Below are 24,676 nucleotides of genomic sequence, written 5' to 3' on the forward strand. Positions count from 1 at the left end.
AATTCCCCTTATTGTTCTTTTAATTCTTCGAGTTCACTCCATCTTGTGATGTCAGTATCATATGTTGCTTCAAGTTCTTCCTTTTCTTCATTCAGTGCTTTGATTTTTGCATAATCTGCACTAGCTTCTACCATTTCTTCGTCAATTTCAACTAACCTTGTTTCTGTTTGATCAATACGTTCAAGAAGTGCTTCATATTCACGCTTTTCTTTATATGATAGTCCCGATTTTTTTCGAGTTTGTGGCTTATGTTTGGTTTGATTGGCTTCTTGCTTATTCAGAGCCAATTGTTTATCCTGAGCTTTTTTATAGGCTTCATAATCTTCAAATGATCCGATGATTTTTTCCATTTTTCCATCATGAATATACCAATACTCTTGTGCCACTTTATTAAGAAAATATCTATCATGGCTAACAGTAATTACTGAACCGCCAAATTCATCGATATAATCTTCTAAAATAGTTAGTGTTTCGGTATCTAAATCATTTGTGGGTTCGTCTAATAATAATACATTCGGTTTATGTACTAATAAACGTAAGAGATATAGTCGTTTTTGTTCACCGCCAGATAATTTGTATACTTTCTTACCATGAGTTGAACTTGGAAATAGAAAACGCTCAAGCAGTTGTGTTACAGATACGGAAGTGCCATCTTTTTCCATAGCAACTTCGCTTTCTTCGCGAAGATAATCAATCACTCTAATATCTCTATCTAATGTTTCTTCAGTTTGTTTGAAATAAGCCACTTTAACGGTCTGTCCTACTTTTAATTGACCTTCAAATGATTGATCCTCAGATGCCAATATATTTAATAATGTTGTTTTACCTGCTCCATTCGGACCTACTATACCAATTTTTTGACCACTTTGTATGATCTCAGTAATATCTTCAAATAGTACTTTGTCATTGATTGTTTTTGATAAATGATCTAATTCATAAACTTGTTTACCAAGTCTTGAGTGAGCTAAATTCAACTGAGCTTTATCTTGCTTCGTTTGTTGTTTAACTTCAGATTCTAAATCGCTAAAGCGATTAATACGTGCCTGTTGTTTAGTCGTTCTAGCTTTTGCGCCAGCTCTCATCCAAGCTAACTCTTGCTTATATAGTGCTTTTTGCTTTTGTTGCTGTTTCTGTTCAATTTGTTCATTTTCAGCACGCATAGCTATGTAGTCTTCATAATTACCAGGATATGTTTTCAACTTACCTCTATCTAATTCAATAATTCTCGAAGACACTTCGTTTAAAAAGTAACGGTCGTGTGTTACAAATAAAACAGTGTATGGATATTGTTTTACGTAATTAATTAACCAGTTTATCGATTCAAAATCTAAATGGTTTGTCGGCTCGTCTAACAATAATAAATCTGGTTGTTCTATTAATGTCTTCGCTAAAACAACACGCTTTTGTTGACCACCTGATAATGCCTTCACTAGTTTATTTGTATCATTAATGCCTAATTTAGAAAGTATGGTCTTGATTTCAGCATTATAATCCCATGCCTCTTTACGATCCATCATTTCTTGGGCTTCCATCATAATTTGAAATTGCTTGTCGCTTTGATTGATGGCGTATTGACTCACAGCTTTTTCATAATCTTTAATCACCTTTAATGTAGGTGTATCAGAACTTAGTACTGCCTCAAACACTGTCATATCTCCATCAAGATCATGCTTTTGCGATGAATATCGTATTCGATAATTATTTGGATGTGTGATATCAGCTGTGAAGTCTTCATCTATATTACCTATGACCTTCAGCAATGTACTCTTACCTGTACCATTAATCCCTACAAGACCAATCTTTTCATGTTCAGAGATAGATAAATTTAAGTCATCGAATATCACTTTATCTGCATAGGATTTATTTAAATGTTCAATTTTATATGCTTCCATGCTTATCTTCCTTTTACTATCGAATTTTCTATATAATTTTGTTAAGCTTAAATCAGTTCTATATATTATACACCTTTTTAAGCTTAAATGATACAAGGAGACCTAGTTATGGCAGAATTCTTCGAAAATTTGCCTCCTCATTTCCAAGCTTTAATTGCAGGAATCATTACATGGTTATTAACAGCACTTGGTGCAGCTTCTGTCTTTATTTTTAAATCTGTTAATGATAAAGTGTTGAACTCGATGCAAGGATTTGCTGCAGGAATTATGATTGCCGCAAGTTTCTGGTCTCTGTTACAACCCTCAATAGAATTTAGTAAAGACTCAGCAATGCCTTGGTTACCAGCTGCAATTGGTTTCTTATTTGGCGGATTATTTATTCGCGGACTAGATTTTGTTATACCGCATATACACCGTAATGCGAAAGATGAAAATCAACAACAAGAAGGTATTGATACATCTCTAAGTAAAAATGCATTACTTGTTCTTGCGATTACATTGCATAATATACCAGAAGGTTTATCAATTGGTGTTGCCTTTGGTGGCGTAGTATCAGGCAATGGCACTGCCACATTCTTAGGGGCAATTGGTTTAGCGATTGGTATAGGTATTCAAAATATTCCTGAGGGTGCAGCTTTATCTATGCCAATTAAAGCAGCAGGTGCTTCTAGTTGGAAAGCTTTCAACTATGGACAAGCTTCAGCCATTGTAGAACCTATATTTGCTATGATTGGTGCTGGTGCAGTACTCGTTATTACGCCAATGTTACCTTACGCACTTGCTTTTGCTGCAGGTGCAATGATATTTGTAGTAGTAGAAGAACTGATTCCAGATTCTCAATCAGGTAATAATACAGATTTAGCTACGCTAAGCTTAATGCTTGGTTTTGCCATTATGATGGTATTAGACGTTGCATTAGGTTAATCATACATTTTGAAATATGCAATTTCCATATTATTCCTAAAATTAAAGTTTGAAAACGAAGGCAGATAGAACGATTACGAGGCGTGGGAGTTCAATAGAAACCCCCATCCTTTTTTATGCATTACTTTATATTTCAATAATAAAAAACCGAATTGAGCAAGCGCTCAATTCGGTTTTATTGAATTATTTTTTTTCGTTACCTTTTGGTCCTGGTTTATATTCATACTTCGATGGATCTACTTTTTTGAAATCAGGATTTTTATAGAATCTGAATAAGTCACCATTTAATAAACTATCATTCATTTCTAAATCTTTTTCAACTTGTTTTTGATTCTTCTCGAAGTCTTTTGGTTTTTTAGTTAGTAATTCATTATCTTTATTAGAATATAACTTACCATTAACATATTTGTAGTCTTTAGTGATAAAGTCACCATTTCTAAATGGTACGACATCGTTATGTTGTTTAGAGAATAAATCAGTACCAAACATAATATAGTTTTTAGTATCAATACCAACTAAATGTAATATTGTTGGCATAACATCCATTTGTCCAGCGTATTCTTTATTTATTCCACCTGATTTACCTGGAACTTTAATCCAGAAACCAGTACGATTTAAATCAGTAAATTTCGCTGGTGTAATCTTTTCACCTAATAATTTTTCCATCGCATTGTTATGGTTTTCAGAGATACCATAGTGGTCACCATAAATCATGATAACAGAATCATCATATAAACCTTTTTTCTTAAGATCTGTAACATATTCTTCAAGAGCTTGGTCTAAATAATGTGCTGTTTGAATATATCCGTCAACTGTAGAGTCACCTGTATTTGGTTTATCAATTGATGCATCTTTCTCATCTAATGTGAACGGATAGTGGTTAGTTAATGTAATTAAATGTGAATAAAATGGTTTCTTCATTTTAGCTTGATAATTAGCTGAATCTTTAAAGAATATTTTATCTTTTAATCCTAAGTTCTCCACGTTCTCATCTGACATATCATAATACGTTGCATCATAGAAACTATCTATACCAAAATGTTTATAAATTTGGTCTCTGTTCCAGAACGTTTTATAGTCACCATGCATAACGTTTGAAGTATAACCTTGCTTTTGATCTAAAATCGCAGGTAGTGATTGATATGTGTTATCACCTTTTAACGAATATGCAGAACCTTGAGGTAATCCATAAATACTATTATCCATCGTTAATTCGGCATCTGATGTCTTACCTTGACCTGTTTGATGGAAGAAGTTTGGGAAGTAAGTGTAATCTTCTTTACCACTTGAAAGTTTGTTCAAGAACGGTGTTACTTCCTTACCATTAACCTTCTTGTTAATTAAGAAAGTTTGGAAACTCTCTAAATGTATTTTAATAATATTTTTTTTCTTAGCCGCACCATAATATTCTGGGTTAGGCTCAGTACGTTTTTGTTTTGTATAATTAAGCACTTTAGTTAAATCATCTTCTGATGCTAGCGCTTTTTGTTGATTGTTTTCAATCGTTTTTACACCATCATATACTGTAAAGTTAAATGGTCCTAAATATTTAACTAAGTATTTGTGGTCAAATGTACGAGTTAATAACTCTGGACGGTCAGTTTCAGCAAAAGCTAAGTTTAAGAAGAATAATGCAACTGATACAGCCATAACAACTGGAACAAATTTCTTACTAAATGCTTTTGTACTTAACCACTGACGTTTAAAGATTAGAATAAACAGGTAGATAATCGTATCGATAAAGTACACAAAGTCGTACCATTTAAATGAAGCACCTAATGCGCCACCCATTGATTCTACATTCCCTGCTTGATTTAAAGTACTAAACGTTAAAAAATCAGAGAAGAATCTAAAGTATACAACGTTAGCATACAGTAAAAATGTTAATAGGAATCCTCCAACAAAAATGAACCAGAAAGCCTTTTTACCTTTGAAGAATAAGAACACACTTAGTACGAGTGCGATTAAACTGTATGGATTCATCAGTAATATTAAGTTTTGTACTAATCCTTTAACACCTAAAGAAAAATCAACATAATAGGAAAAATATGTCTTCAGCGTGATCGTAAATACGGTCATCAGGAAAAACGCAAAAAGACTTATCTTCTTTTTGTGAGAACTCATGTTTGTTTCCTCCGTTTATTGTTAATAAACCACAAGAACCTTATCAATAACGAATTAAACGTAATTAGGCAATGGTAATTATCTTAAAACAACGCCAGTAAACTTTTATCCTCTAACATGATAATTACGTTTAATATATAAACGCATTGCTTACTTTATTGCGTCGAATTAAAACGAGTTATTTCCACTTTTATTTTAACCCATACCAATGTTGGTCTGCATGATTTAACACAATATATAATTTTTAAAATTCACTAAACATTTCATTTTGACGTTAAAAATAGCTAGTAGATTGATTCAATAACTAGCTAATGTATTGTTGATGTTAATTTTTTATTAAGAAAATATGATGAATGTAATCATATTGTAACAAAATACATAGTTCAATATATTAATATAAAGGAAGCAACCTTAAATATCAAGTAAAAACACACTTTTCAACATATAAACTATGGTTTAAAGTTATACTTTTTATAATGTACCTATATATTATATAGATTTGTTTTTATTAAGCCATCCGTCTTAAGAACGAGCTTCCACTTTACATTAATCGTACCTATTTCAACATTTCTAACTGCATACGATATTCAATGCCATGGAATAATTGATTTAACCAATTACTGTATTTAACGAGATTTTTCTCCGCTGTTTCAATATCTATAAATTGGAATTTTAATTTTGATCCCGTTGGTTTCTGAGCTAGTTTAGTTAAATGATAACTTGCAATCGTCCCTATCTGAGGATAACTTCCTAATGTATAGTGATCATTTAATAGAATAATGGGTGTGCCATCTCTTTTAACTTGGATTGTACCGCGTTTAACGGATTGATGTGCAGGCATATCTTCATAATATGCTTTTACTTTCTCACCTTCTAAAATCATGCCCATTCTATTAGCTTTACTAGTTACTTTATAGTTACGTGATGTAAAACGTTGTAATGCATTTTCTTTAAAATCTTCTGAACCTTTATTTTTAATGACATGAAATACGTCTGACATATAATTAAATGATAACGCATAGCCATCTACACCCCAATCAGTTTGTCGGGACTCAGCTAAATTTTCAAACAGTTTGTGATGTCGCTCACTATATAAGCGTTTCATTTCAATTTCATCACCATTTTGTAATTGTCGACCCTCAAAGCCACCCAATTTCACGTTGAAATCTGTGGATGTAGAACCTAACCATTCATCTAACTTAAAACCACCACCGATAGCTAAATAGACACGTGATGTTCTACTCGTTTCTTTAAACTTCAAAACATCATCTTTTTCCATTAAATATAACTTATATGGAAATACCTTCATTGTTTGTGTCTCGGCTTTAAAGTTACCACCTGCTAATGCGATGAGTGTAGGTTCTGTAAAACGAATCGTTGGCATTTTATGTGTCATTTCAAGTGTTGCTTCATTTTTATCATTAGCTACTAATCGATTGGCAATTTCATGTGACAAACTATCGAGTGCACCACATGGTATCACACCATTATGTTCATATCCGTGTCTCCCAAAATCATGAAAACTACTAAACAAACCGCTATTTTCTATTATGATTGACATGTTTTAAAGTCTCCTAAATCCAATTCGTTTTTATCTTTAGCAATAAATTGTACATTATCGCCCAATTTTAAGAGTGAAAAATCATCTTTGTTTGGAAAGAAAAGTTGTGTTGGTGTATATCCAATTACCAACCAGTCATTATAAGTGTCAGTAGTAACGATACCACATTTCTTGCCTTCAATGACGACTGAACCTGCCGGAATAAATTTCTTTTCTTTACTTGTATGATTCACAAATAATTTTTTATTCATTCCTGTTAAATATGGAAATCCTGGGGAATATCCCATCATTGATACAAAGTAGTCACTTCCTGTATGAAGTGCTTTAAATTGTGATTCATCAATTTTTAAATGTTTTAATAATGATGCCAAGTCTGGCCCATATTCATCTCCATATACAATAGGAATTTGAAATGGCGCTTGTGCTTTATTTTCATGTTTTATTTCCAACTTAATCGATTCAATGAGCGCTTTCATATATAAGAATGGGGATTGTATATGATGATGTTTAATCATGTCTCGTGCATCATAAATAATCATCATATCTGATTCAGTAGGTACAATTTCTGTAATGAACGAATAATTTTTTTTATTCAAATATGATCGCAAGGCTAATAAATCTTCAGTAAGATCTTTTGATACCTTTTTCTCTATTGATATTACGATGGCTTGGTCGCCTTGACTATATATTTTCATACCTTCACCTCAAAAGTCTTTAATGATGATAAAATACGTCCATACGTTCTATAACAAAAGGCATAAGTGATTTAATCAATAAATATACTAATATAATGGCACATATGGTAGTAGCTGTTGCAACGATACGTGCGAATATTTGAGCTCTCTTTTGTAATAATCGATTAACTATGACTTTATTTACAACTGCTACAACAATTAATAATCCTATCCATATTAGTGTCATTATCTACTCCGTCTGTTAATATTTCGCATTTCTTCCATGTTAATTTTATAGGTAAATTGTAACATCGGCAACCTCTCGCAAACTATTTAGTAAAAATACCTCCACTTTCTTTGTCTTCAATTTCTCTATTAATTCATCGACATAATAGTCTCTTTCTTGCAAACAACCTTCATCAATCAAGGATTGTCGCATACATCCTAATAGAAAATCTTCATTATAATGAGGTGTAAAATAATGATCGTTTTCTTTGAACATGACATTACCAATATTAAATTCTAAAATTTTGCCATTTTCATCAAATATGAGTGCTAAATCAGTGTTTAAATCATAAGATACATGTTCTCTATTTGAGGTTTTATTAATTTTCATTAGATGCGACGTATTGGCATGTTCACGTACTAAAGACGCAGTGAAATGTGATTTAGATGTTAGGGGCGCCACTAAATAATCGAAATTCCCTTCTTCTTGTAACATCACTTTCAAACGATAGCTACCTTCAGAATATTCAGCTTGGATCGATTGAATAAGACGGTCCCAATCTAGCTCATTAAAAGCTATATTCAATTTGTTGCTAGATTGACTCATTCTCTGTTTGTGAAAAGTAAGTCGTGCAATATGACCATTCTCTAATTTCATTGTTTCAAATAAGTACATTATAATCTCTCCAGTATCCTTGTCTTATCATAAAATTCTTTGACTTCATCATCTGGATTAGAGTTAATCGTAATCCCAGCACCAACACCATAAATTGCTTGTTGATGTCGATATTCAATCGTACGTATAGGTATATTAAATATCATTTTATCGTTAGGAAGTAATAATCCAATTGTTCCACAATATATGTGTCTTGGAACTTGTTCTAAAGAATGAATTAACTTCATAGTATTTATTTTAGGTGCACCAGTAATAGAACCACACGGAAATATAGCATTTAAGATCATTTCAAGGGTCACATCTGACGATAATTTTCCTGTTACCATACTCGTCATTTGGTGTACCGTATGATACGTTTCGATAAAGAATAATTTATAAACAATAATACTCCCTGTCTTTGCTATTCTAGAAATGTCATTTCTCAATAAATCTACAATCATTACATTTTCAGCTTTATCTTTCTTAGACTGTTGTAGTTGATGGTAGTTTTGTTGATCTTCTTTATTGGTTTCACCTCTCGGCATGGTACCTTTCATAGGTTTACTAACTAACATGTTCTCTTCACCATTAAAGATTCCTTTCTGAAAAAATAATTCAGGAGAAATAGATGCAACTTTGATCTCATCTGTATCTAATAAGGCTGTGTAATTACCATTTGCCTCAGTAGTTAATTGTCGATATAACTGATGAATCGGTAAGTAGATGTCATCAGTCAAACGTGTAGTATAGTTCACTTGATAAGTATCTCCTTCGACAATTGCATGTTGAATGCTTTGTATTTTTTCTTTCATTTGTTGATTTGATTCTATAAATTTAAATTGATGTTTCGGTTGATATGATGCATTATTCAATTTCTTAGATTCATTAATATGATTAGCACCTTTAAAGCTATATGCAATTGCTAAGACACCATCTTCTTCTATATGGCACACGGTCATTTGTGGATTGAAATAACGTGCCGCTTCATATGTTATATATAATGCAACATAATGACCTTGTTGTTGTTGAAATTCTGCAAATCGTATAACGTGCCCCACTTCTTCCATATGGTTAGCTATCTTCTTTTCAATCAATTGATCTAATTCAATATGATAGGTTTCAAATTGATTATCGTCTAAGTAATAGCGATAGTTAAATTTGATAGTCACTATTTTCACCTACAATGTCGATAAAGTTTTGAATCTGGTTTTGGCCTTGTTCGCTTAAAATAGATTCTGGGTGATACTGTAGTCCGTAAATAGGATATTTATCGTGTTGTAATCCCATAATGACACCATCATCTCCTTCAGCTGTAACCTTCAATTCATTAGGAACACAACTTTCATCTGCCTTCAAAGAATGATAGAGCATAACACTGAAGCTATCTGGTAATCCTTTGAATACACCTTCGCCGTTATGTCTTAATAATGTCGTATGACCATGTATAGGTCTATCTCTATGTATAATTGTTCCTCCAAAATATTGGTAAATCATTTGAAATCCTAAACAGACCCCCAAAATAGGTATGTGCTGATAAAAGTCATCCATCACCTTAAATAAAATAGGATAATCACTAGGTCTCCCAGGACCCGGTGATATAACGATAGCTTTGGGCTTCAATTCTTTTAATTCCTCTATATTAATATCCTCTACATCAATGACGTTAACCGTCTCTTGGGTAGCCATTTTAAAATAATTAATTAAATTATAAGTAAATGAATCTTTATTATCTATCACTACTATCATGATTACGCTCCATTACATTAATATTAGTTCTTCTATACGTCTTTAACACTATTATCACAAAAATTCACTTGATTTTACATATGAATTGGTTTATTCTATGTTGCGTACAAAATATATATTTATCAGAGGTTCCTAGCCGAAACCCTCTATAAAAAACTAGACACTGAATTGAATTTCTGATTGCAAATAGACATATCATTTTAATACTTTCTTTAAAATTATATGTGTATTCACAATCTGTCGTCTATCTTTTTTATAGAGATAGGCTTTTTTTATGCCCTAATGTTCGGTTTCAGTGACTAATGATATACAGGAGGAATAATTATGGTGCAACACACTCTAGATCAAAACAAAGCCATTGTCGTCTTTAGCGGAGGTCAAGATAGTACAACATGTTTGTTTTATGCTAAAAAGCATTTTAAAGATGTTACTCTCGTTACCTTTAATTATGGACAAAGACATGATACTGAAATTGAAGTAGCAAAAAAAATTGCTCAAGAGCAAAACGTAGAACACCACATATTAGATATGTCGTTGTTATCGCAACTGACACCCAATGCATTAACACAACATGATTTAAAAATTGAAGATACTGAAGATGGCATACCAAATACATTCGTACCTGCTCGTAATTTACTCTTCTTATCATTCGCTGGTGCATTAGCTTATCAAATTAAAGCTAAACATATTATTACTGGTGTGTGCGAAACTGACTTCTCAGGTTATCCAGACTGTCGTGATAGCTTCATTAAATCCATGAACGTAACATTAAACTTGTCTATGGACAGAGACTTCGTGATTCACACGCCATTAATGTGGTTAGATAAAGCACAAACATGGAAACTTGCTGACGATCTTGGGGTATTAAACTATATTCGTGAAAATACGCTAACTTGTTATAACGGTATTATTGGAGATGGGTGTGGTGAATGCCCTGCCTGCCAATTAAGATCACGTGGACTCGAAAAATATCTTGCTAAGAAAGGAGTACAATAAGATGATTCAACAAATTTATCCTAGTGTCAGTCATCCCTATCAATTCGAACTTAATAAAGACTTTAACTTTTCAGCAGCACATTACATTCCGAGTGAAGACGCTGGGAAATGTATGCGTACTCACGGGCACACATATTTCGTAAATATTACCATAGCTGGAGATGAATTAGACCATAACGGTTTTTTAGTGAATTTTAGTGATTTAAAAAAATTGATACATGACCAATTCGATCATTATTTATTAAATGATTTAGTTCAATTCAAAGGTAAAAGTCCTTCTACAGAAATTGTCGCTCAGACTATTTATCAAATGGTGCAATCATACCTTAAAGATCAAAAAAACCATCCAAAATGCGTCCAAGTTTATTTACGTGAAACACCTACTAGCTATGTCGTATATCGTCCTAAAGGTGATTTATAATGGCTAAAATACCTGTATTAGAAGTATTTGGACCAACAATTCAAGGAGAAGGACGTGTCATTGGTAGAAAAACAATGTTTGTTAGAACTGCAGGTTGTGATTATCGCTGTAGTTGGTGTGATTCTGCCTTTACATGGGATGGTAGTGCTAAAGAAGATATTCAATTAATGTCTGCAGAAGAAATCTATAACAAATTGCGTGAAATAGGTGGCGATAATTTTAATCACGTCACAATTTCTGGTGGAAATCCAGCACTTATCAAAGGTATCCAAGATTTAGTAGATTTATTTGAAGAACATCATATTCAAACTGCCCTAGAAACTCAAGGCAGTAAATTCCAACCATGGATGACACAAATCGATGATTTAACGATAAGTCCTAAACCACCAAGCTCAAATATGAAACCTAATTTGGATATTTTAGATAGCGTTATTGAACAATGTGTACCTGAATCTCTTAATTTAAAAGTCGTTATTTTTGATGAAGATGACTTCGAATTTGCTAAAATGATACATCATCGTTATCCAACAATTCCGTTTTATTTACAAGTTGGTAATCCATATTTAGATGATGACGTCGACAATCATACTGCCAAGCTATTACAACGTTATGAACAATTAGTCGATCGTGTCATGACAAGTAGTGATATGAATAATGTATACGTATTGCCTCAATTACACGCTTTGTTATGGAGTAATATGAAGGGCGTTTAAACTCATTTAATATAACTTTAACAATTTCGAGTGTTATATAATGATTAAGTTTATGTTAATTGATATAATAATTGAATGAAGTATTACGGATAGGAGTACACCATGATTCTATATATATTAATTAATATTGCCGTAGTATTGCTCATTGTAGGAATAGATTTATATTTGCACCAATTTAAACAACTTCGATTTAGTTCAATACTAATAGCTATTTCATTAAATGCTATTATCGATTTAATTGTAGTCGCAAAATATAATTTCATTTCAATCTATACGATGATTTTATTTATTGTATGGGCATTATTACAACTCTATTTAAATAAAAAAATTAACTCTTTCATGATAAAAGACCAAAAGTTCATTGCAGTGATATTTGTAATTGTCATCAGTTTAGCACAGTTTATAACTGATATATCCAGTGAACAATCTGTCTATATGTCGTTACCATACTTAGCTCCAGCTATTTTCATTATTGGTGCAGTATTATTATTTGTAGGTACATTTAATGTATCGGAGCTTAATCATCTACCTATTTTAAAAACAATCAAGCATCCTATGCTAATTGGTACGATATTAATTATCATCTCATTTATAGCTATGATGATACTCACACCTTTTTGGTATGTATTTACTATCATCTATGTACTATTCATATTATTTATCATATGGCAACGTATATTTAGAGGTCCGGACAAAAGCGTTTAGGATTTGAGCAGAACCGAACGATGAGCAAAATTGTTTTCCAAATTTTGTCGAATCGTGAGCGTTTGCCCAACTTGCATTATTTGCAGAAATTGGAATACCAATTTCTCTATGTTGGGTCCCTTCTGCCGATAATCTTGCTTTTGGGACGCCGTTAATCGGTTTCCCAGAAGCACAAAAACTTTATGTCTCAACCTCTTTTTTTCGTTGTCGATAAATCAAATTATAAAAAGCTTACAGCTCATGGACTGATCCATAGCCTGTAAGCTTTTTGTTTAATGAACACGTTCTTTATATTCTTCACTATTTTGTGTTGCTTGATATGTTGGTTGATGTCTATGTGCATCAAATCTTCTAATTTGATGATAGTGTTGAGATTGATTTTTACTAGATTGTGTCTTGTTTGAGTCATTTGACTCCTGTGATATTTCAGATGTTTGTTCAGGTTCAATATTTGTTGCCTGAACAATATATTTAGGTCGCTTTTTCACTTCATAATAGATTCGACCAATATACTCACCAATAACTCCTATGGACATTAACTGAATACCACCTAAAAGTGTAATCGCAGCTATTGTTGTGAAGTAACCAGGAATGTTTACACCTGAAATCATGATATTAATTAAAAGATACAGAAGATATAGTACACTGAGTGAAAATGTAAACATACCTAGATAAATCATCATTCTTAATGGTTTATTATTAAACGAAATTAAGCCATCAATACCATAATTTAATAATTTGGCAAATGACCATTTCGATTCTCCTGCTTCACGTTCTACATTTTCATAGGTGAATACTTTCGTATTATAACCTATCCATTCAAATAATCCCTTTGAAAATCGGTTATATTCATCCATAGATGTCAGTGCTTGTACTGCACGCTTGCTTATTAATCTAAAGTCACCTACGCCATCTTCAAACTGTACATCTTCCACAAAGGCATTTATCAATTTATAATAAGCACGTGTCATCGATTTTCTAGCGACATTTTCTCCTTTACGATCACGTTTTGCTATCACTTGATCATAACCTTCATTATATCCTTCAACCATTTGCGGAATAAATTCTGGCGGATGTTGTAGATCAGCATCTATCATAACTACAGCGTCACAATGTTCACTATGCTGATAGCCTGCCACCATAGCAGCCTCTTTACCAAAGTTTCTACTAAATGAAATATATTTTACGTGGTGGTCGGCTAATGCTAAATTTTGTAGATGATCAATAGTTGAATCTTTACTGCCATCATCTATGAATAGTAAATCGTATTCATATTGTTTATCGCTACTATCTTGCTTTAATATCTCAGTCAGTTTTTCATATGTCTTTAATACGACTTCTCCTTCATTATAACAAGGAATGATGACTCTTATATTCATTCAATGACATCCTTTTCTAGTAATTGATTTAATATTATTTTATCAATTACTTAATAGTGTATTCTACTTAGAGCCTTTGCATTTACAAAATCTTAATATTCCATTAATGTTTATCGCAATATTTATCGAAAATCATTACTTTTGTAAAATTAAACGACCTCAAAAATAACATAAATGTTTTTTTACTCATACAATGATTTATGATGTGTCGCATTACTTCAACTTATTTATTTTAAATCACCTATCGCGACTTCATCTGGATCTTTACCTTGTCTATCATTTCGGTTCAAACTATCAATTTGTGCTACATCTGTAAGTTCAAGATTGAAATCTAAAATATTATAATTTTCCTGAATTCGACTAGGTGTTTTAGATTTAGGAATAATAATGCGATTATGTGCTAAATGCCAACGTAAAACAATTTGTGCTGGTGTCTTTTGATAGCGTTTCGCTATATCCGTAATAACTGGATCGTCCAATAATCCTCTGTTTCTCATTAATGGCATCCATGCAGTGACTTTAATATCATGATGATCACAATAATCTTGTAATTCTTGTTGATTAAAGTATGGATGTAACTCTATTTGATTAATTTGAGGAACTATTTCTGTTTCTTGCATTAGTTTCTCTAAATGATGTTGTTTAAAGTTACAAACGCCTATGGCTTTGACTTTACCTTCATGATAAAGGGTTTCTAGTGCCTTATAACTTTCTATAAATAAGCCATTTTCTTCACAAGGCCAATGAATTAAAAACAAATCTAAATATTCAAGACCTAAATTTTCTAAAGATTGGTTGAAATATTGAATCGTACTGTCATATCCTTGATAATCATTCCATAATTTAGATGTAATAAATAAATCTTCTCTATCAACGTTTGTTTGCTTTAACGCTTGCCCTAAGGACTGTTCGTTACCATAGAAATATGCCGTATCAAATGCACGATAACCTGCTTCAATAGCGGTATTAATCACTTCATTCATTTCTTCATCTGCTATTTTATAAACACCTAAGCCAATCGATGGCATAGGATAACCATTATTTAAATATTGTGTATCATTAATATTCATTTCTACCACTCTCTTTCATATGTCTTAGTTGTTGAAATGCTCGAGCAAAGGTATACCATACTATAATACACGTAAATAAAGACGCTTAAACATTATAGCTTAAGCGTCTTTTCATCAAAGTTAATATTGTTAATCCGTTTATTCCTCATCTGAATTCACTTCATATGATGGGCGTTCTTGATTAAATTCATAATTTAAAGTAACCCATATAATTTGGTGATTTTCAATTTCTGATATGATCCAACGATCGTAATCTGTATCAACGAAATCATCTTTCTGCAGATTTGTATTTTCAGATTGTAGCCATCCACCGATTGTATCAATATCTTCTGAGTCTTCAAATTCAATACCAAATTGTTCATTTAAGTCGTCTAATAACACACGACCATTAATTTGATATTTGTTGTCTTCTAATTTAACGATATCGTTTACTTCGTCATCGTCAAATTCATCTCGGATTTCACCGACAATCTCTTCTAGAATATCTTCCATTGTTAAAATACCTGCTGTACCACCATATTCATCAATAATCAAACTGATATGAACATGTTCACGTTGCATTCTAACAAGTGCATCACTAATACGTGTTGTCTCTGAAATCATCGGTAATTCATGTATATAGTTACCAATTTTGATTGTTTTACCAGATGCATACTCAGTTAAGAATTCTTTAACATTTATAAATCCTTTAACATGGTCCTTATCACCATCTTCAGTAATAGGATATCGAGTAAATTGGTATTCCTTAATCGTTTCTAATAGTTCATCAACATTAAAAGGCTCGTTCAACGTAATCATTTGAGTTCGGGGAACCATAATATCCTTAGCTTGTCTTTCATCAAAAGAAAAGATATTTTGCATATATGCAAGCTCAGTTTGGTTGATTTCGCCACCATTATAACTATTATTAATAATGATTTTGATTTCTTCTTCTGACATTGCATCCGATTGTGCATCCGGATCTACACCAAACACTCTAAGAATCACGCGTGCTGAACCGTTCATTAACCAAATTAAGGGTTTCATTACATTACCAAAGTAATATAACGGTCTAGCATATAGTAACGCCATCTTCTCAGTATGTTGAATAGCGAATGATTTAGGAGCAAGTTCACCTAATACGACATGTAAATATGTGACTACAATAAACGCAATGACAAATGAAACTGTTGTCGTTAATGCGCTTGGTAAATGCATTAGTTCGAATAAAGGATGTAGTAATTTATCAAATGTCGGTTCACCTAACCAACCTAAACCTAATGAAGTTACTGTTATACCTAGTTGGCATGCAGATAAGTAGTAATCCAAGTTAGCAATCATTTTCTTAACGATTTTAGCGCCACTGTTTCCTTCATCTGCTAATTGTTCGATACGCGTAGATCTTACTTTGACAAGTGCAAATTCAGATCCGACAAATACTGTTGTTAATGCAATTAAAAGAAAAAATACAATTAAACTAATTATGGTCGAAGTATCCAATTAATTCCCTATTTCTAGGGATTCACCTCCATATTATCTGTGTCACACATGGTTAACACGTAATTAAAATTTTCGCATTGATTTAAATGATATTTACATGCTAAGACCTTCCCATTGCGACACCCCCCTAAAAAAATGTAATTGATTTTATTCTATCATAAAAATATTTCATTTGGTTGATTTATGTTTATAGAATTACAACATAACATTTAAAACTAATACCCCTATTTAGTCAAGTTATTCATCAAATCTAAAATGTATGAATATAACCATTCTTAATCGTTTTAAGGACAGAAATCATATCGTCAACAATCACTAAATCAGCATCTTTCCCAACCTTAATACTACCTTTGGTTTGATCGATACCTAAGGCTTTGGCTTGGTTCCAACTTGTCACTCGCCACAAGTCTTTAATATTAGCACCTGTATAAGTGATTAAGTTACGCAAACCATCATTCATTTTTAAGATACTACCTGCTAATGCACCTGAATCTAATCGTGCTTCTGCATTTTTAACAATAACATTTTGGCCACCTAGATCATATTCACTTTCTGGCATTCCTTTTGCACGCATGGCATCTGTAATGAGATACATATGTTCATTACCTTTATTTTGGTAAGCCATTGCTACAGCCGCTGGGTGTGAATGCACACCATCAACAATAATTTCTGTATTTAGGTTTTGATTTAACCATGCCGCTCCAAAAACACCTGGCTCTCGATGTCCAAAACCTGTTGCTGCATTATATAAGTGCGTAATATGTTTAGCACCATTATCAACAGCTTCATTTGCTTCATCATATGTAGCTACTGTATGTCCCATTGAAAATATGATGTCGTTATTTAAAGCTTTTAATGTATCAGTTGCACCTTCAACTTCAGGTGCAAAAGTAATAATTTTAATCAATTGATTGGCAGTCTGTTGAAATGTCTTAATCTTTTCAATAGATGGTCTTTGAACATATTTAGGATGTTGTGCACCCACCTTATGTTCTGAAATAAATGGCCCTTCGAGATGAATACCTACAATTTCTGCAGCATCATGCCTATTTTGAATTTGATAATAATCTGCAATATTTTGGAGTGCTCGATGAATGCTATCATCTGATTGTGTCATCGTTGTTGCTAAAAATGACGTTGTTCCTTCAGATAATAGTTGTTCAGATAAATGTTTAAGACCATCCATTGAGGCATCCATCGCATCTTCGCCATAACCACCGTGGATATGTATGTCTATAAATCCTGGAATAACATGATGACCTTGTACATCTACTGTAGGATACGTTTTACTTAAAGTGTTCAATCTATCTTTAGCAGAACCAATTTCAATGATTTTGCCATCTTTAATATGTATAAAACCTTGTTCTATTTTTTGACTTTCTGTATAAATCTGACCGTTTATAAGTAAATATTCCTTCAATATCCATACCTTCTTTTCTAATTCTAATGATTCGATTGTTATTTTACTACAACCTTTCATTTTATTCATATCATACAATTTAAAATTTAGTTTTGTAAAAATATAAATGCCCTTGTCGATTAAACGACAAGGGCTAGAAGTCTATTATTCATCCATTGCTTTAGATGCTTCAATTTCATTTTCTGTTAATTTTGGTTTTAAGAAACCATATATTAAGGCAGAAACTACAGTACCTATAACTAACGCTAATAATGTTTGTAATATATGACTGAAGTCAGTTGTTGCGATTACAAAGATACCACCGTGTGGCGCATTGATTCTTGAACCTAATGCTAATGCAATCGCACCACCCACACCGGAACCAATCATCATAGATGGAATTACACGAATTGGGTCAGCTGCAGCAAATGGAATCGCACCTTCAGTAATGAATGATGCACCCATAACATAGTTAGGTACAATTGAACCTCTTTGTTCTTTTGTGAATTTCTTTCTGAAGATAAGCATTGCTGTTGCAATTGCTAATGGCGGAATCATTCCTCCAACCATTGCTGCAGTAATTGGTGCTGCATTACCTTCTGTAAGTGCTGCTGTTGCGAAAACGTAAGCAGCTTTGTTAAATGGTCCACCCATATCGATTGCCATCATCGCACCGATAACTAAACCAAGTAACATAATATTAGAACCTGAAAGTCCATTTAATCCATTTAACAATAAGTGATTTAACCATGAAGCAGGTGGATTAAACACATAAATCATTAATAAACCTGTAATTGCTACTGACAATAATGGATAAATCAATGTTGGTTTTAAACCTTCTAATGATTGAGGTAACTTACGTGTAATGTACTTAATACCTTGAGTTAAATAACCTGCTAAGAAACCAGCAATGATACCACCAATGAACCCGGAATCACCTGAAATGGCTAACATACCACCAACTAAACCAGCTGCAAATCCTGGTTTATCTGCAATACTACGAGCAATGAAACCTGCTAATACTGGAATGATTAATGCAAAGGCACTATTTTTACCAATATTCCACAGTTGCTCCGCAAATGCATTGTGTTCAGCACTCTTAGGATCAAATGAGTTTGGTCCTATAATGAAGACAATTGCCATTAAAATACCACCAGCAATAACAAGTGGTAACATATTAGAAACACCATTCATTAAATGTTTATAAAATGCTTTTCCGGGACTTAATTTTTCTTCATTCTCTTCCTTATTACCAGAACGATCACCTCTAGCAACAAATGGTCTACGACTTGTATCTAATGCCGTATTAATTAATTCCTCTGGTCGTTTAATACCGTCAGCTACAGGTACTTCGACAACATTTTTACCATCAAAACGATCTGTTTCAACATGTACATCTGCTGCTACAATGATCCCTGATGCTTTTTCAATATCATGTTCTGTTAAATGGTTTTTAATACCACTTGAACCATTTGTTTCTACTTTGATTTTGATACCCATTTTTTCAGCTTGTTTTTTCAAAGCATCGCGTGCCATATACGTATGTGCGATACCTGTAGGACATGCTGTGACAGCTAAAACGTATGGTTCATTATCTTCTGCATCCACACCTGTTGAAGCAGCTGTTGCATCCGCTTCATTTTGTTGTGCTTCTGCTTCTTCTTCTTTTGTTGCTTCATCATCAGCTGCATCAATAATTTGTAATACTTCCTCTGGTGAGGATGCATTAATTAATTTTTCACGCACATTTTCATCCATTAAAATACCTGATAATTTTGCTAATGCATCTAAATGCGTTTGAGCGCCACCTTCTGGTGCAGCAATCATAAAGAATAAATGTGCTGGTTGCATATCCAAACTTTGGTAATCTACGCCTGCTTTCGATTTACCAAATGCAATCGCTGGCGATTTAACAGCGCTAACTTTCGCATGTGGAATAGCAATACCTTCACCGATACCTGTTGTACTTTGAGATTCACGATTATGAATTGCTTCTTTAAACGATGGTACATCGCTTAATTTTCCTGCCTTGTCAAGTTGATGCACTAACTCATCGATAACACCATTTTTGTCTGATGAAGATAAATCCATTGCTATCGTTTCTTTTGTTAATAATTCTGTTATTCTCATATTATTCACTCCCCATCAAGTACAGAAATCGTAACTTGTGATTTGATATTTTCTATTGCCTCTTTTGTTGCTAAATCTGCATCGAACGCAGTAGCAGTTCCCGATGCTACTGCTTGTTTAAATGCATCTTGCACAGATAAACCAGTAGCTAACCCTGCTACCATACCTGCTACCGTACTATCGCCTGATCCAACCGTGTTAATCACTTCACCTTTTGGATTCACAGCTTTAATACTTTGTTGATGATCCACATAAATTGCGCCATCTCCACCTAATGACACAATGACTGACTGTGCACCTTTTTCTAAGATTTGTTTAGCATATTTAATAACATCTTCATCATTTTTAACAGATGTATTAAACATCACTTCTAATTCATCTTTATTAGGTTTAATAAATAGTGGCTGATATTCTAACACTGTTTCAACTAAATCTTTTTCAGCATCTACAACTAGTTGAGCACCTGTTTGTCGCGTAATTTTAGCAATCTGCGCATAAGCATCACTCGGAATACTCTTTGGTACACTACCAGCGACGATAACAGTATCATTGTCTGTCGTTTCTCTAATTTGATTTAATAATGATTGAAATTGTGCATCAGTCACATTAGGACCTTGTGCATTCACTTCTGTTTCTTGACCTGTTTTCAATTTAACATTGATACGCGTATCTTCATCTACTTGCACAAAATCTGTGTGAATATCACTATCTTTTAATGTTTGAGCTATAAAATCGCCTGGGAATCCACCAGCAAATCCTAATGCTGTTGAATCAACCCCCAAAGTCTTTAGTACTCTTGAAACATTTATACCTTTACCACCGGCAAATTTGTTTGTATCTTGAGCACGATTCAACCCATCTATCTTAAAGTCATCTACAAACATGACATAGTCAATGGATGGATTAAAAGTAACTGTATATATCATATTGTCCCTCCTAAAAATTCATATTGTGCCGTAAACGCTTCATTCACATGTTGTAACCCCTGCTTAGATGTAATGATTCGAGTATTATCTTGCACAGGTACTCTAGCAAAGTACACTTGATTAAATTTCGTTTCATCTACAACAACAAAGCTTTCATTAGAAAGGCGCATAGCATTATCTTTAATTAACGCCTCTTGTTCGTCTGGTGTAGTTAAACCATACTTTACATCTATACCGTTCATTCCAATAAACGATTTATCAAAACAATATCGTCTCAATGTTTCTAAGGCACTCGAACCTACTGTAGCGAATGTATTTTCTTTAACTTGACCACCTAACATTAAGGTTTTAATCCCTTTTTTAAGTAACTGTTCAACATGTGTCAAACCATTAGTTACAACAATAATATCTTTTGCATCTATGTAAGGTATCATCTCTAATGTTGTTGACCCAGCATCTAAAAAAACACACTCATTATCTCTAATTTGTCGAGCTGATCGTTTGGCAATTTCTTTCTTTTCTCGTGAATTTTGCGTCAATTTCTCTGTTAATCTTGGTTCGACCATTCGATTATGGTTAAGTGTCGCACCACCATGAATACGTTGTAATTTACCAGCTAATTGCAGCTTAGATAAATCACGTCGAATGGTAGAGGCACTACAACCGGTTCTATCCATTAATTCCTGGAGTGTCAGAAAATCCTTTTTTATAAGTTCTTGTAAAATTAAATCGTGTCGCTTTTCAGATATCAATATAACCACCCCATCTCAATTACCATTATAATGAGCACGCTTACAAAATTCAATCAAAAATTGTCAAAAACAATCAAAAACGTTCATTTTGTGACAAAAATAACACGAAAATACATCTACTAACTTATAGACTAGTTGTGTTCATGTATTTCCGTGTTTGATTGATTATTATATAACTGCATGTGCATTAGTCATGAATGACTGAAGCCACTTTAGCGTTTGTCATTGCTATCAAATCTTTGATAGCGATAATGATTTGCATACCTCTTTGGCCACCACTGATATAAATCTGTTCTCGTTTAAGCGCTGACTGGTCAATAACAGTCGGGAATAAATGCTTCATACCAATAGGTGAACATCCACCTCTAATATATCCTGTCACCTGTTTAAGTTGATCTAAGGGCATTAAATTTAATTTTTTCTCGCCTACTTCGTGAGCAGCCTTTTTCATATCTAACGTTGCATTGACTGGAATGACAAACACGAAGTGATTATGATTGGCATTCTCTAATACAAGTGTTTTATAGACATCTTCAACATCGGCATGCACAAGTGTTGCTATTTGTTCGCCCGTTTGATGTTCTTCAGTTACTTCAAATATGTTAGTTTGATATTCGACTTTTGCTCTATCTAACATACGCATTGCATTTGTTTTTTTGGTTTTACCCATATTCTCACCTCTGGCATTACTTAACTTAATCCCTTATATTTTAACACTTGTTCTTTATATAGTAATTACAAAAAAAGCACATGCCTCCAATTAGTAAGCACGTGCTATCTCATATGTGAATGATTTTCCCCTACTTGCCCGTTGTCATTCACTACTATATTTGATTGTTGTTGATTTTGTTGATTCACATATTGATACTTTGATGATTGATTTTGATAATTAACTTGTTTTAAATCATAATTTTCATTTAAATGATTGCTCGCATAATTTAATGCAATCACTTTACATTCTCTTGGTGTAAAATGATTTTCTGCAGATCTATGATTGTCTTTTTTTAAATATGTAGTCTTTTGTTGATTGTCATTATGATTGTCTTCATTTTTTTCTGATGCCTTCGCTGTTTTAAAATCAGTAAATTTAATTGTTTTCTCTAATGCAGATACTTTATTCGCTTTTGAAAATGTACAAATAGTCTGATGTACTTTAGCTAATGCATTTTGGTTAGTAGCTAAAAATATTAGACCTATTAAACATATCGTCAAAATCACTGCAAAGATACTTAATAATAAGTTTTTCAAATTCATCTCCTTACCCACATTTCTCAATCGATTTTTGTCTATCTTAACATAATAATTTTTAATTTTAGATATGTGGGTCACAATTTAAATAGATTGTAATATTTGTAACAGTAATATTACTGAAGTTGTTATTTTTGTTACATAAAAGCATTAAAAAACGAAATAATTATCTTAAATTAATACATTAAACTGTTTTTTAAGTAAAAAAGTACCACAATCATTCAAAATCGTTCGAAAACAATATTAAAAATTTAAAGGATTTTGTCACGTTATATTAGTGATTTTTTAAACCTTCATATTTTACACATATAAAAACCATTCAACGAAAAACGTTGAATGGTATCTATCATCATTGTGCGATTCGATTTAATCGAGTTCTAATCATCTTTTCAATAAATATAATAACAATACCACTTAATGATACCGCTATAGCCATATATAATGGAAATTCGATATTCACATCAAAAAGTGTACCTGCAACGAGAGGACCAATAAAATTACCCATACTTGTGAATGTTGAGTTAAGTCCTCCTGCAAAGCCTTGTCGATTACCTGCAATATTAGAAAAATAATTCGTTATTGCAGGTCTAATCATATCGAAACCAATAAAGACGATAAAGCTAATGAGCATAATTGTCCAATACCCTTGAGCAATAATAAGCATTACTAGAACAATTGCTGAATATAGTAATGACCACGCAATAAAATTCAATTCAGTTGTAAATTTCATGAATTTATCAAAGAAAAACACTTGGAATAAGGCGCCAAAAATACCGCCTCCTGTGATAGCAATCGAAATATCTTTAGGCGTATAACCAGCTTTATCGGATGTATATAATGAAAAAAGTGTTTCAAATGCAGACAATCCGAATGCTAATACTAATGTTAAAATCACTGGTGTTAAGAACACCTTCCAATTAATTTTAGTTAAGAGTTCTGGATCATATTGAGGGAAACCTGCTGTTGTCATTTTCTTAGGATTGTGAATTACAATTAATGACATAATAAAAGCAATGATTCCCAAACCACCTGCAAAATAGAAAGGTAATCTATGTGAAACTTCTGCTAAAAATCCACCAAAACCAGGACCTAGAATAAAACCAGAATTAATGATTGCTGACATGTAACCAAAGTTCTTTGCTTTATCTTGTGATGGAGAAATATCAGCAATAAGTCCTGTTACACCAGGCATAACCATACCTGCACTAAAACCACCTAACACACGAGAAATAACCAAAATTGTAAATGAGTGACCAACTGCAAACATAAATTCAGATATTGAAAATAAAACAAGACCGATACATATAATTAATTTTTTACCCAGTTTATCAGCTAGTCCACCACCAAATGGTGAAATAATCATTTGCGCTAATGCAAATGAAGCTACCAGTATACCTAAATCACTACCTTTTAATCCTAAATCTTTAAGATAAACTGGTAACACCGGTATAACGAGTCCTATTCCTAAAAATATTAAGAAAATATTAAAGTAGAGTGTAAATAATTGTTTTCTCATAATGGTGTCCCCCTCTCTCGTATTTTACATATCTTTATTCAAAATATGCGGGTCCCTATACAAACATACCTTTTCATCATATTAACACGTTAAAAGTCAGTATATTGTAATATATTTCACAACAAATTAACAGCCGGACGT

The 24,676-nt window shown here is 32.8% G+C and carries 23 protein-coding genes; 5 read left to right on the forward strand and 18 right to left on the reverse strand.

The genetic code is table 11. The annotated features are described in order from the left end of the window. Positions 1–8: 8 nt before the first annotated feature. Entirely contained in the window at positions 9–1,898 is a 1,890-nt protein-coding gene (locus tag AC2D8K_RS05090; RefSeq protein WP_172852467.1) for an ABC-F family ATP-binding cassette domain-containing protein, read from the reverse strand. 102 nt (positions 1,899–2,000) lie between these two features. On the opposite strand from AC2D8K_RS05090, the gene AC2D8K_RS05095 reads away from it, so the two are divergent. Beyond that, complete coding sequence (locus AC2D8K_RS05095; RefSeq protein ID WP_002450952.1) at positions 2,001–2,816, forward strand: ZIP family metal transporter; 816 nt, start codon at positions 2,001–2,003, stop codon at positions 2,814–2,816. Positions 2,817–2,999: 183 nt separating this feature from the next. On the opposite strand, the gene ltaS is transcribed toward AC2D8K_RS05095, so the two are convergent. The 7 genes from ltaS to AC2D8K_RS05130 form a co-directional block, all read right to left on the reverse strand. Further along, on the reverse strand, positions 3,000–4,940 hold the full coding sequence (ltaS, locus tag AC2D8K_RS05100) for a polyglycerol-phosphate lipoteichoic acid synthase LtaS (RefSeq protein WP_002450953.1): 1,941 nt from the start codon (positions 4,938–4,940) through the stop codon (positions 3,000–3,002). A gap of 556 nt (positions 4,941–5,496) precedes the next feature. Beyond that, the gene (locus tag AC2D8K_RS05105; RefSeq protein ID WP_002450954.1) at positions 5,497–6,501 is read right to left on the reverse strand and encodes a 5-oxoprolinase subunit C family protein; all 1,005 of its coding nucleotides are present in this window, start codon (positions 6,499–6,501) and stop codon (positions 5,497–5,499) included. Then, complete coding sequence (locus AC2D8K_RS05110; RefSeq protein ID WP_002450955.1) at positions 6,489–7,196, reverse strand: 5-oxoprolinase subunit B family protein; 708 nt, start codon at positions 7,194–7,196, stop codon at positions 6,489–6,491. Before AC2D8K_RS05110 ends, AC2D8K_RS05105 begins: the two co-directional genes overlap by 13 nt. A 19-nt stretch (positions 7,197–7,215) precedes the next feature. After that, a complete protein-coding gene (locus tag AC2D8K_RS05115; RefSeq protein WP_002450956.1) occupies positions 7,216–7,422 on the reverse strand; it encodes a hypothetical protein in 207 nt (68 codons plus the stop codon). A 45-nt stretch (positions 7,423–7,467) separates the two neighbouring features. Beyond that, positions 7,468–8,076 carry an aminotransferase class IV gene (locus tag AC2D8K_RS05120; protein WP_002450957.1) on the reverse strand — a complete coding sequence of 203 codons (609 nt, stop codon included), beginning with the start codon at positions 8,074–8,076 and terminating at the stop codon, positions 7,468–7,470. Then, complete coding sequence (gene pabB, locus AC2D8K_RS05125; RefSeq protein WP_002450958.1) at positions 8,076–9,224, reverse strand: aminodeoxychorismate synthase component I; 1,149 nt, start codon at positions 9,222–9,224, stop codon at positions 8,076–8,078. The genes AC2D8K_RS05120 and pabB overlap by 1 nt, the downstream gene beginning before the upstream one ends. Next, complete coding sequence (locus tag AC2D8K_RS05130; RefSeq protein ID WP_002450959.1) at positions 9,208–9,801, reverse strand: anthranilate synthase component II; 594 nt, start codon at positions 9,799–9,801, stop codon at positions 9,208–9,210. The genes pabB and AC2D8K_RS05130 overlap by 17 nt, the downstream gene beginning before the upstream one ends. Before the next feature lie 324 nt (positions 9,802–10,125). On the opposite strand from AC2D8K_RS05130, the gene queC reads away from it, so the two are divergent. The 4 genes from queC (at position 10,126) to AC2D8K_RS05150 (ending at position 12,636) form a co-directional block, all read left to right on the forward strand. Beyond that, on the forward strand, positions 10,126–10,797 hold the full coding sequence (gene queC / locus AC2D8K_RS05135; RefSeq protein ID WP_484698144.1) for a 7-cyano-7-deazaguanine synthase QueC: 672 nt from the start codon (positions 10,126–10,128) through the stop codon (positions 10,795–10,797). Position 10,798: 1 nt separating this feature from the next. Next, entirely contained in the window at positions 10,799–11,218 is a 420-nt protein-coding gene (queD, locus tag AC2D8K_RS05140) for a 6-carboxytetrahydropterin synthase QueD (RefSeq protein WP_002450961.1), read from the forward strand. Further along, positions 11,218–11,931: a 7-carboxy-7-deazaguanine synthase QueE gene (gene queE / locus AC2D8K_RS05145; protein WP_484698146.1), complete on the forward strand. Its 714-nt coding sequence runs from the start codon at positions 11,218–11,220 to the stop codon at positions 11,929–11,931. Before queD ends, queE begins: the two co-directional genes overlap by 1 nt. Positions 11,932–12,033: 102 nt before the next feature. After that, the gene (locus tag AC2D8K_RS05150; RefSeq protein ID WP_002450963.1) at positions 12,034–12,636 is read left to right on the forward strand and encodes a hypothetical protein; all 603 of its coding nucleotides are present in this window, start codon (positions 12,034–12,036) and stop codon (positions 12,634–12,636) included. A 272-nt stretch (positions 12,637–12,908) separates the two neighbouring features. Here AC2D8K_RS05150 and AC2D8K_RS05155 read toward each other — a convergent pair whose 3' ends face one another. The 10 genes from AC2D8K_RS05155 to norA form a co-directional block, all read right to left on the reverse strand. Beyond that, positions 12,909–14,015, reverse strand: a complete 1,107-nt coding sequence (locus AC2D8K_RS05155) for a glycosyltransferase family 2 protein (protein ID WP_002450964.1) — start codon at positions 14,013–14,015, stop codon at positions 12,909–12,911. A gap of 227 nt (positions 14,016–14,242) precedes the next feature. Next, on the reverse strand, positions 14,243–15,085 hold the full coding sequence (locus AC2D8K_RS05160; RefSeq protein ID WP_002450965.1) for an aldo/keto reductase: 843 nt from the start codon (positions 15,083–15,085) through the stop codon (positions 14,243–14,245). A gap of 138 nt (positions 15,086–15,223) precedes the next feature. Continuing rightward, positions 15,224–16,564, reverse strand: coding sequence for a hemolysin family protein (locus AC2D8K_RS05165; RefSeq protein ID WP_002450966.1), 1,341 nt, complete (start codon positions 16,562–16,564; stop codon positions 15,224–15,226). 250 nt (positions 16,565–16,814) lie between these two features. Next, entirely contained in the window at positions 16,815–17,984 is a 1,170-nt protein-coding gene (nagA, locus tag AC2D8K_RS05170; protein WP_484698180.1) for an N-acetylglucosamine-6-phosphate deacetylase, read from the reverse strand. Between the two features lie 144 nt (positions 17,985–18,128). Beyond that, on the reverse strand, positions 18,129–20,093 hold the full coding sequence (locus AC2D8K_RS05175; protein WP_002450968.1) for a PTS fructose transporter subunit IIABC: 1,965 nt from the start codon (positions 20,091–20,093) through the stop codon (positions 18,129–18,131). A 5-nt stretch (positions 20,094–20,098) separates the two neighbouring features. Continuing rightward, positions 20,099–21,019 (reverse strand): 1-phosphofructokinase, encoded by a 921-nt coding sequence (pfkB, locus tag AC2D8K_RS05180; protein ID WP_002450969.1) that lies wholly within the window; start codon positions 21,017–21,019, stop codon positions 20,099–20,101. After that, positions 21,016–21,771, reverse strand: coding sequence for a DeoR/GlpR family DNA-binding transcription regulator (locus tag AC2D8K_RS05185; RefSeq protein ID WP_484698147.1), 756 nt, complete (start codon positions 21,769–21,771; stop codon positions 21,016–21,018). The genes pfkB and AC2D8K_RS05185 overlap by 4 nt, the downstream gene beginning before the upstream one ends. Before the next feature lie 187 nt (positions 21,772–21,958). After that, the gene (gene ybaK / locus AC2D8K_RS05190; protein ID WP_002450971.1) at positions 21,959–22,441 is read right to left on the reverse strand and encodes a Cys-tRNA(Pro) deacylase; all 483 of its coding nucleotides are present in this window, start codon (positions 22,439–22,441) and stop codon (positions 21,959–21,961) included. A 104-nt stretch (positions 22,442–22,545) separates the two neighbouring features. Beyond that, positions 22,546–23,025 (reverse strand): hypothetical protein, encoded by a 480-nt coding sequence (locus AC2D8K_RS05195; RefSeq protein WP_037551992.1) that lies wholly within the window; start codon positions 23,023–23,025, stop codon positions 22,546–22,548. A 343-nt stretch (positions 23,026–23,368) separates the two neighbouring features. Continuing rightward, positions 23,369–24,535: a multidrug efflux MFS transporter NorA gene (norA, locus tag AC2D8K_RS05200; RefSeq protein WP_002450973.1), complete on the reverse strand. Its 1,167-nt coding sequence runs from the start codon at positions 24,533–24,535 to the stop codon at positions 23,369–23,371. Between the last annotated feature and the right edge of the window lie 141 nt (positions 24,536–24,676).

The sequence above is a fragment of the Staphylococcus sp. 510 genome, from assembly GCF_057219715.1.

Coding starts and splice junctions, on each gene's coding strand:
- AC2D8K_RS05095 (WP_002450952.1), top strand. CDS start 2,001: ATGGCAGAATTCTTCGAAAATTTGCCTCCTCATTTCCAAGCTTTAATT.
- ltaS (WP_002450953.1), bottom strand. CDS start 4,940: ATGAGTTCTCACAAAAAGAAGATAAGTCTTTTTGCGTTTTTCCTGATG.
- AC2D8K_RS05105 (WP_002450954.1), bottom strand. CDS start 6,501: ATGTCAATCATAATAGAAAATAGCGGTTTGTTTAGTAGTTTTCATGAT.
- AC2D8K_RS05110 (WP_002450955.1), bottom strand. CDS start 7,196: ATGAAAATATATAGTCAAGGCGACCAAGCCATCGTAATATCAATAGAG.
- AC2D8K_RS05115 (WP_002450956.1), bottom strand. CDS start 7,422: ATGACACTAATATGGATAGGATTATTAATTGTTGTAGCAGTTGTAAAT.
- AC2D8K_RS05120 (WP_002450957.1), bottom strand. CDS start 8,076: ATGTACTTATTTGAAACAATGAAATTAGAGAATGGTCATATTGCACGA.
- AC2D8K_RS05130 (WP_002450959.1), bottom strand. CDS start 9,801: ATGATAGTAGTGATAGATAATAAAGATTCATTTACTTATAATTTAATT.
- queC (WP_484698144.1), top strand. CDS start 10,126: ATGGTGCAACACACTCTAGATCAAAACAAAGCCATTGTCGTCTTTAGC.
- queD (WP_002450961.1), top strand. CDS start 10,799: ATGATTCAACAAATTTATCCTAGTGTCAGTCATCCCTATCAATTCGAA.
- queE (WP_484698146.1), top strand. CDS start 11,218: ATGGCTAAAATACCTGTATTAGAAGTATTTGGACCAACAATTCAAGGA.
- AC2D8K_RS05150 (WP_002450963.1), top strand. CDS start 12,034: ATGATTCTATATATATTAATTAATATTGCCGTAGTATTGCTCATTGTA.
- AC2D8K_RS05155 (WP_002450964.1), bottom strand. CDS start 14,015: ATGAATATAAGAGTCATCATTCCTTGTTATAATGAAGGAGAAGTCGTA.
- AC2D8K_RS05160 (WP_002450965.1), bottom strand. CDS start 15,085: ATGAATATTAATGATACACAATATTTAAATAATGGTTATCCTATGCCA.
- AC2D8K_RS05175 (WP_002450968.1), bottom strand. CDS start 20,093: ATGAGAATAACAGAATTATTAACAAAAGAAACGATAGCAATGGATTTA.
- pfkB (WP_002450969.1), bottom strand. CDS start 21,019: ATGATATATACAGTTACTTTTAATCCATCCATTGACTATGTCATGTTT.
- ybaK (WP_002450971.1), bottom strand. CDS start 22,441: ATGGGTAAAACCAAAAAAACAAATGCAATGCGTATGTTAGATAGAGCA.
- AC2D8K_RS05195 (WP_037551992.1), bottom strand. CDS start 23,025: ATGAATTTGAAAAACTTATTATTAAGTATCTTTGCAGTGATTTTGACG.
- norA (WP_002450973.1), bottom strand. CDS start 24,535: ATGAGAAAACAATTATTTACACTCTACTTTAATATTTTCTTAATATTT.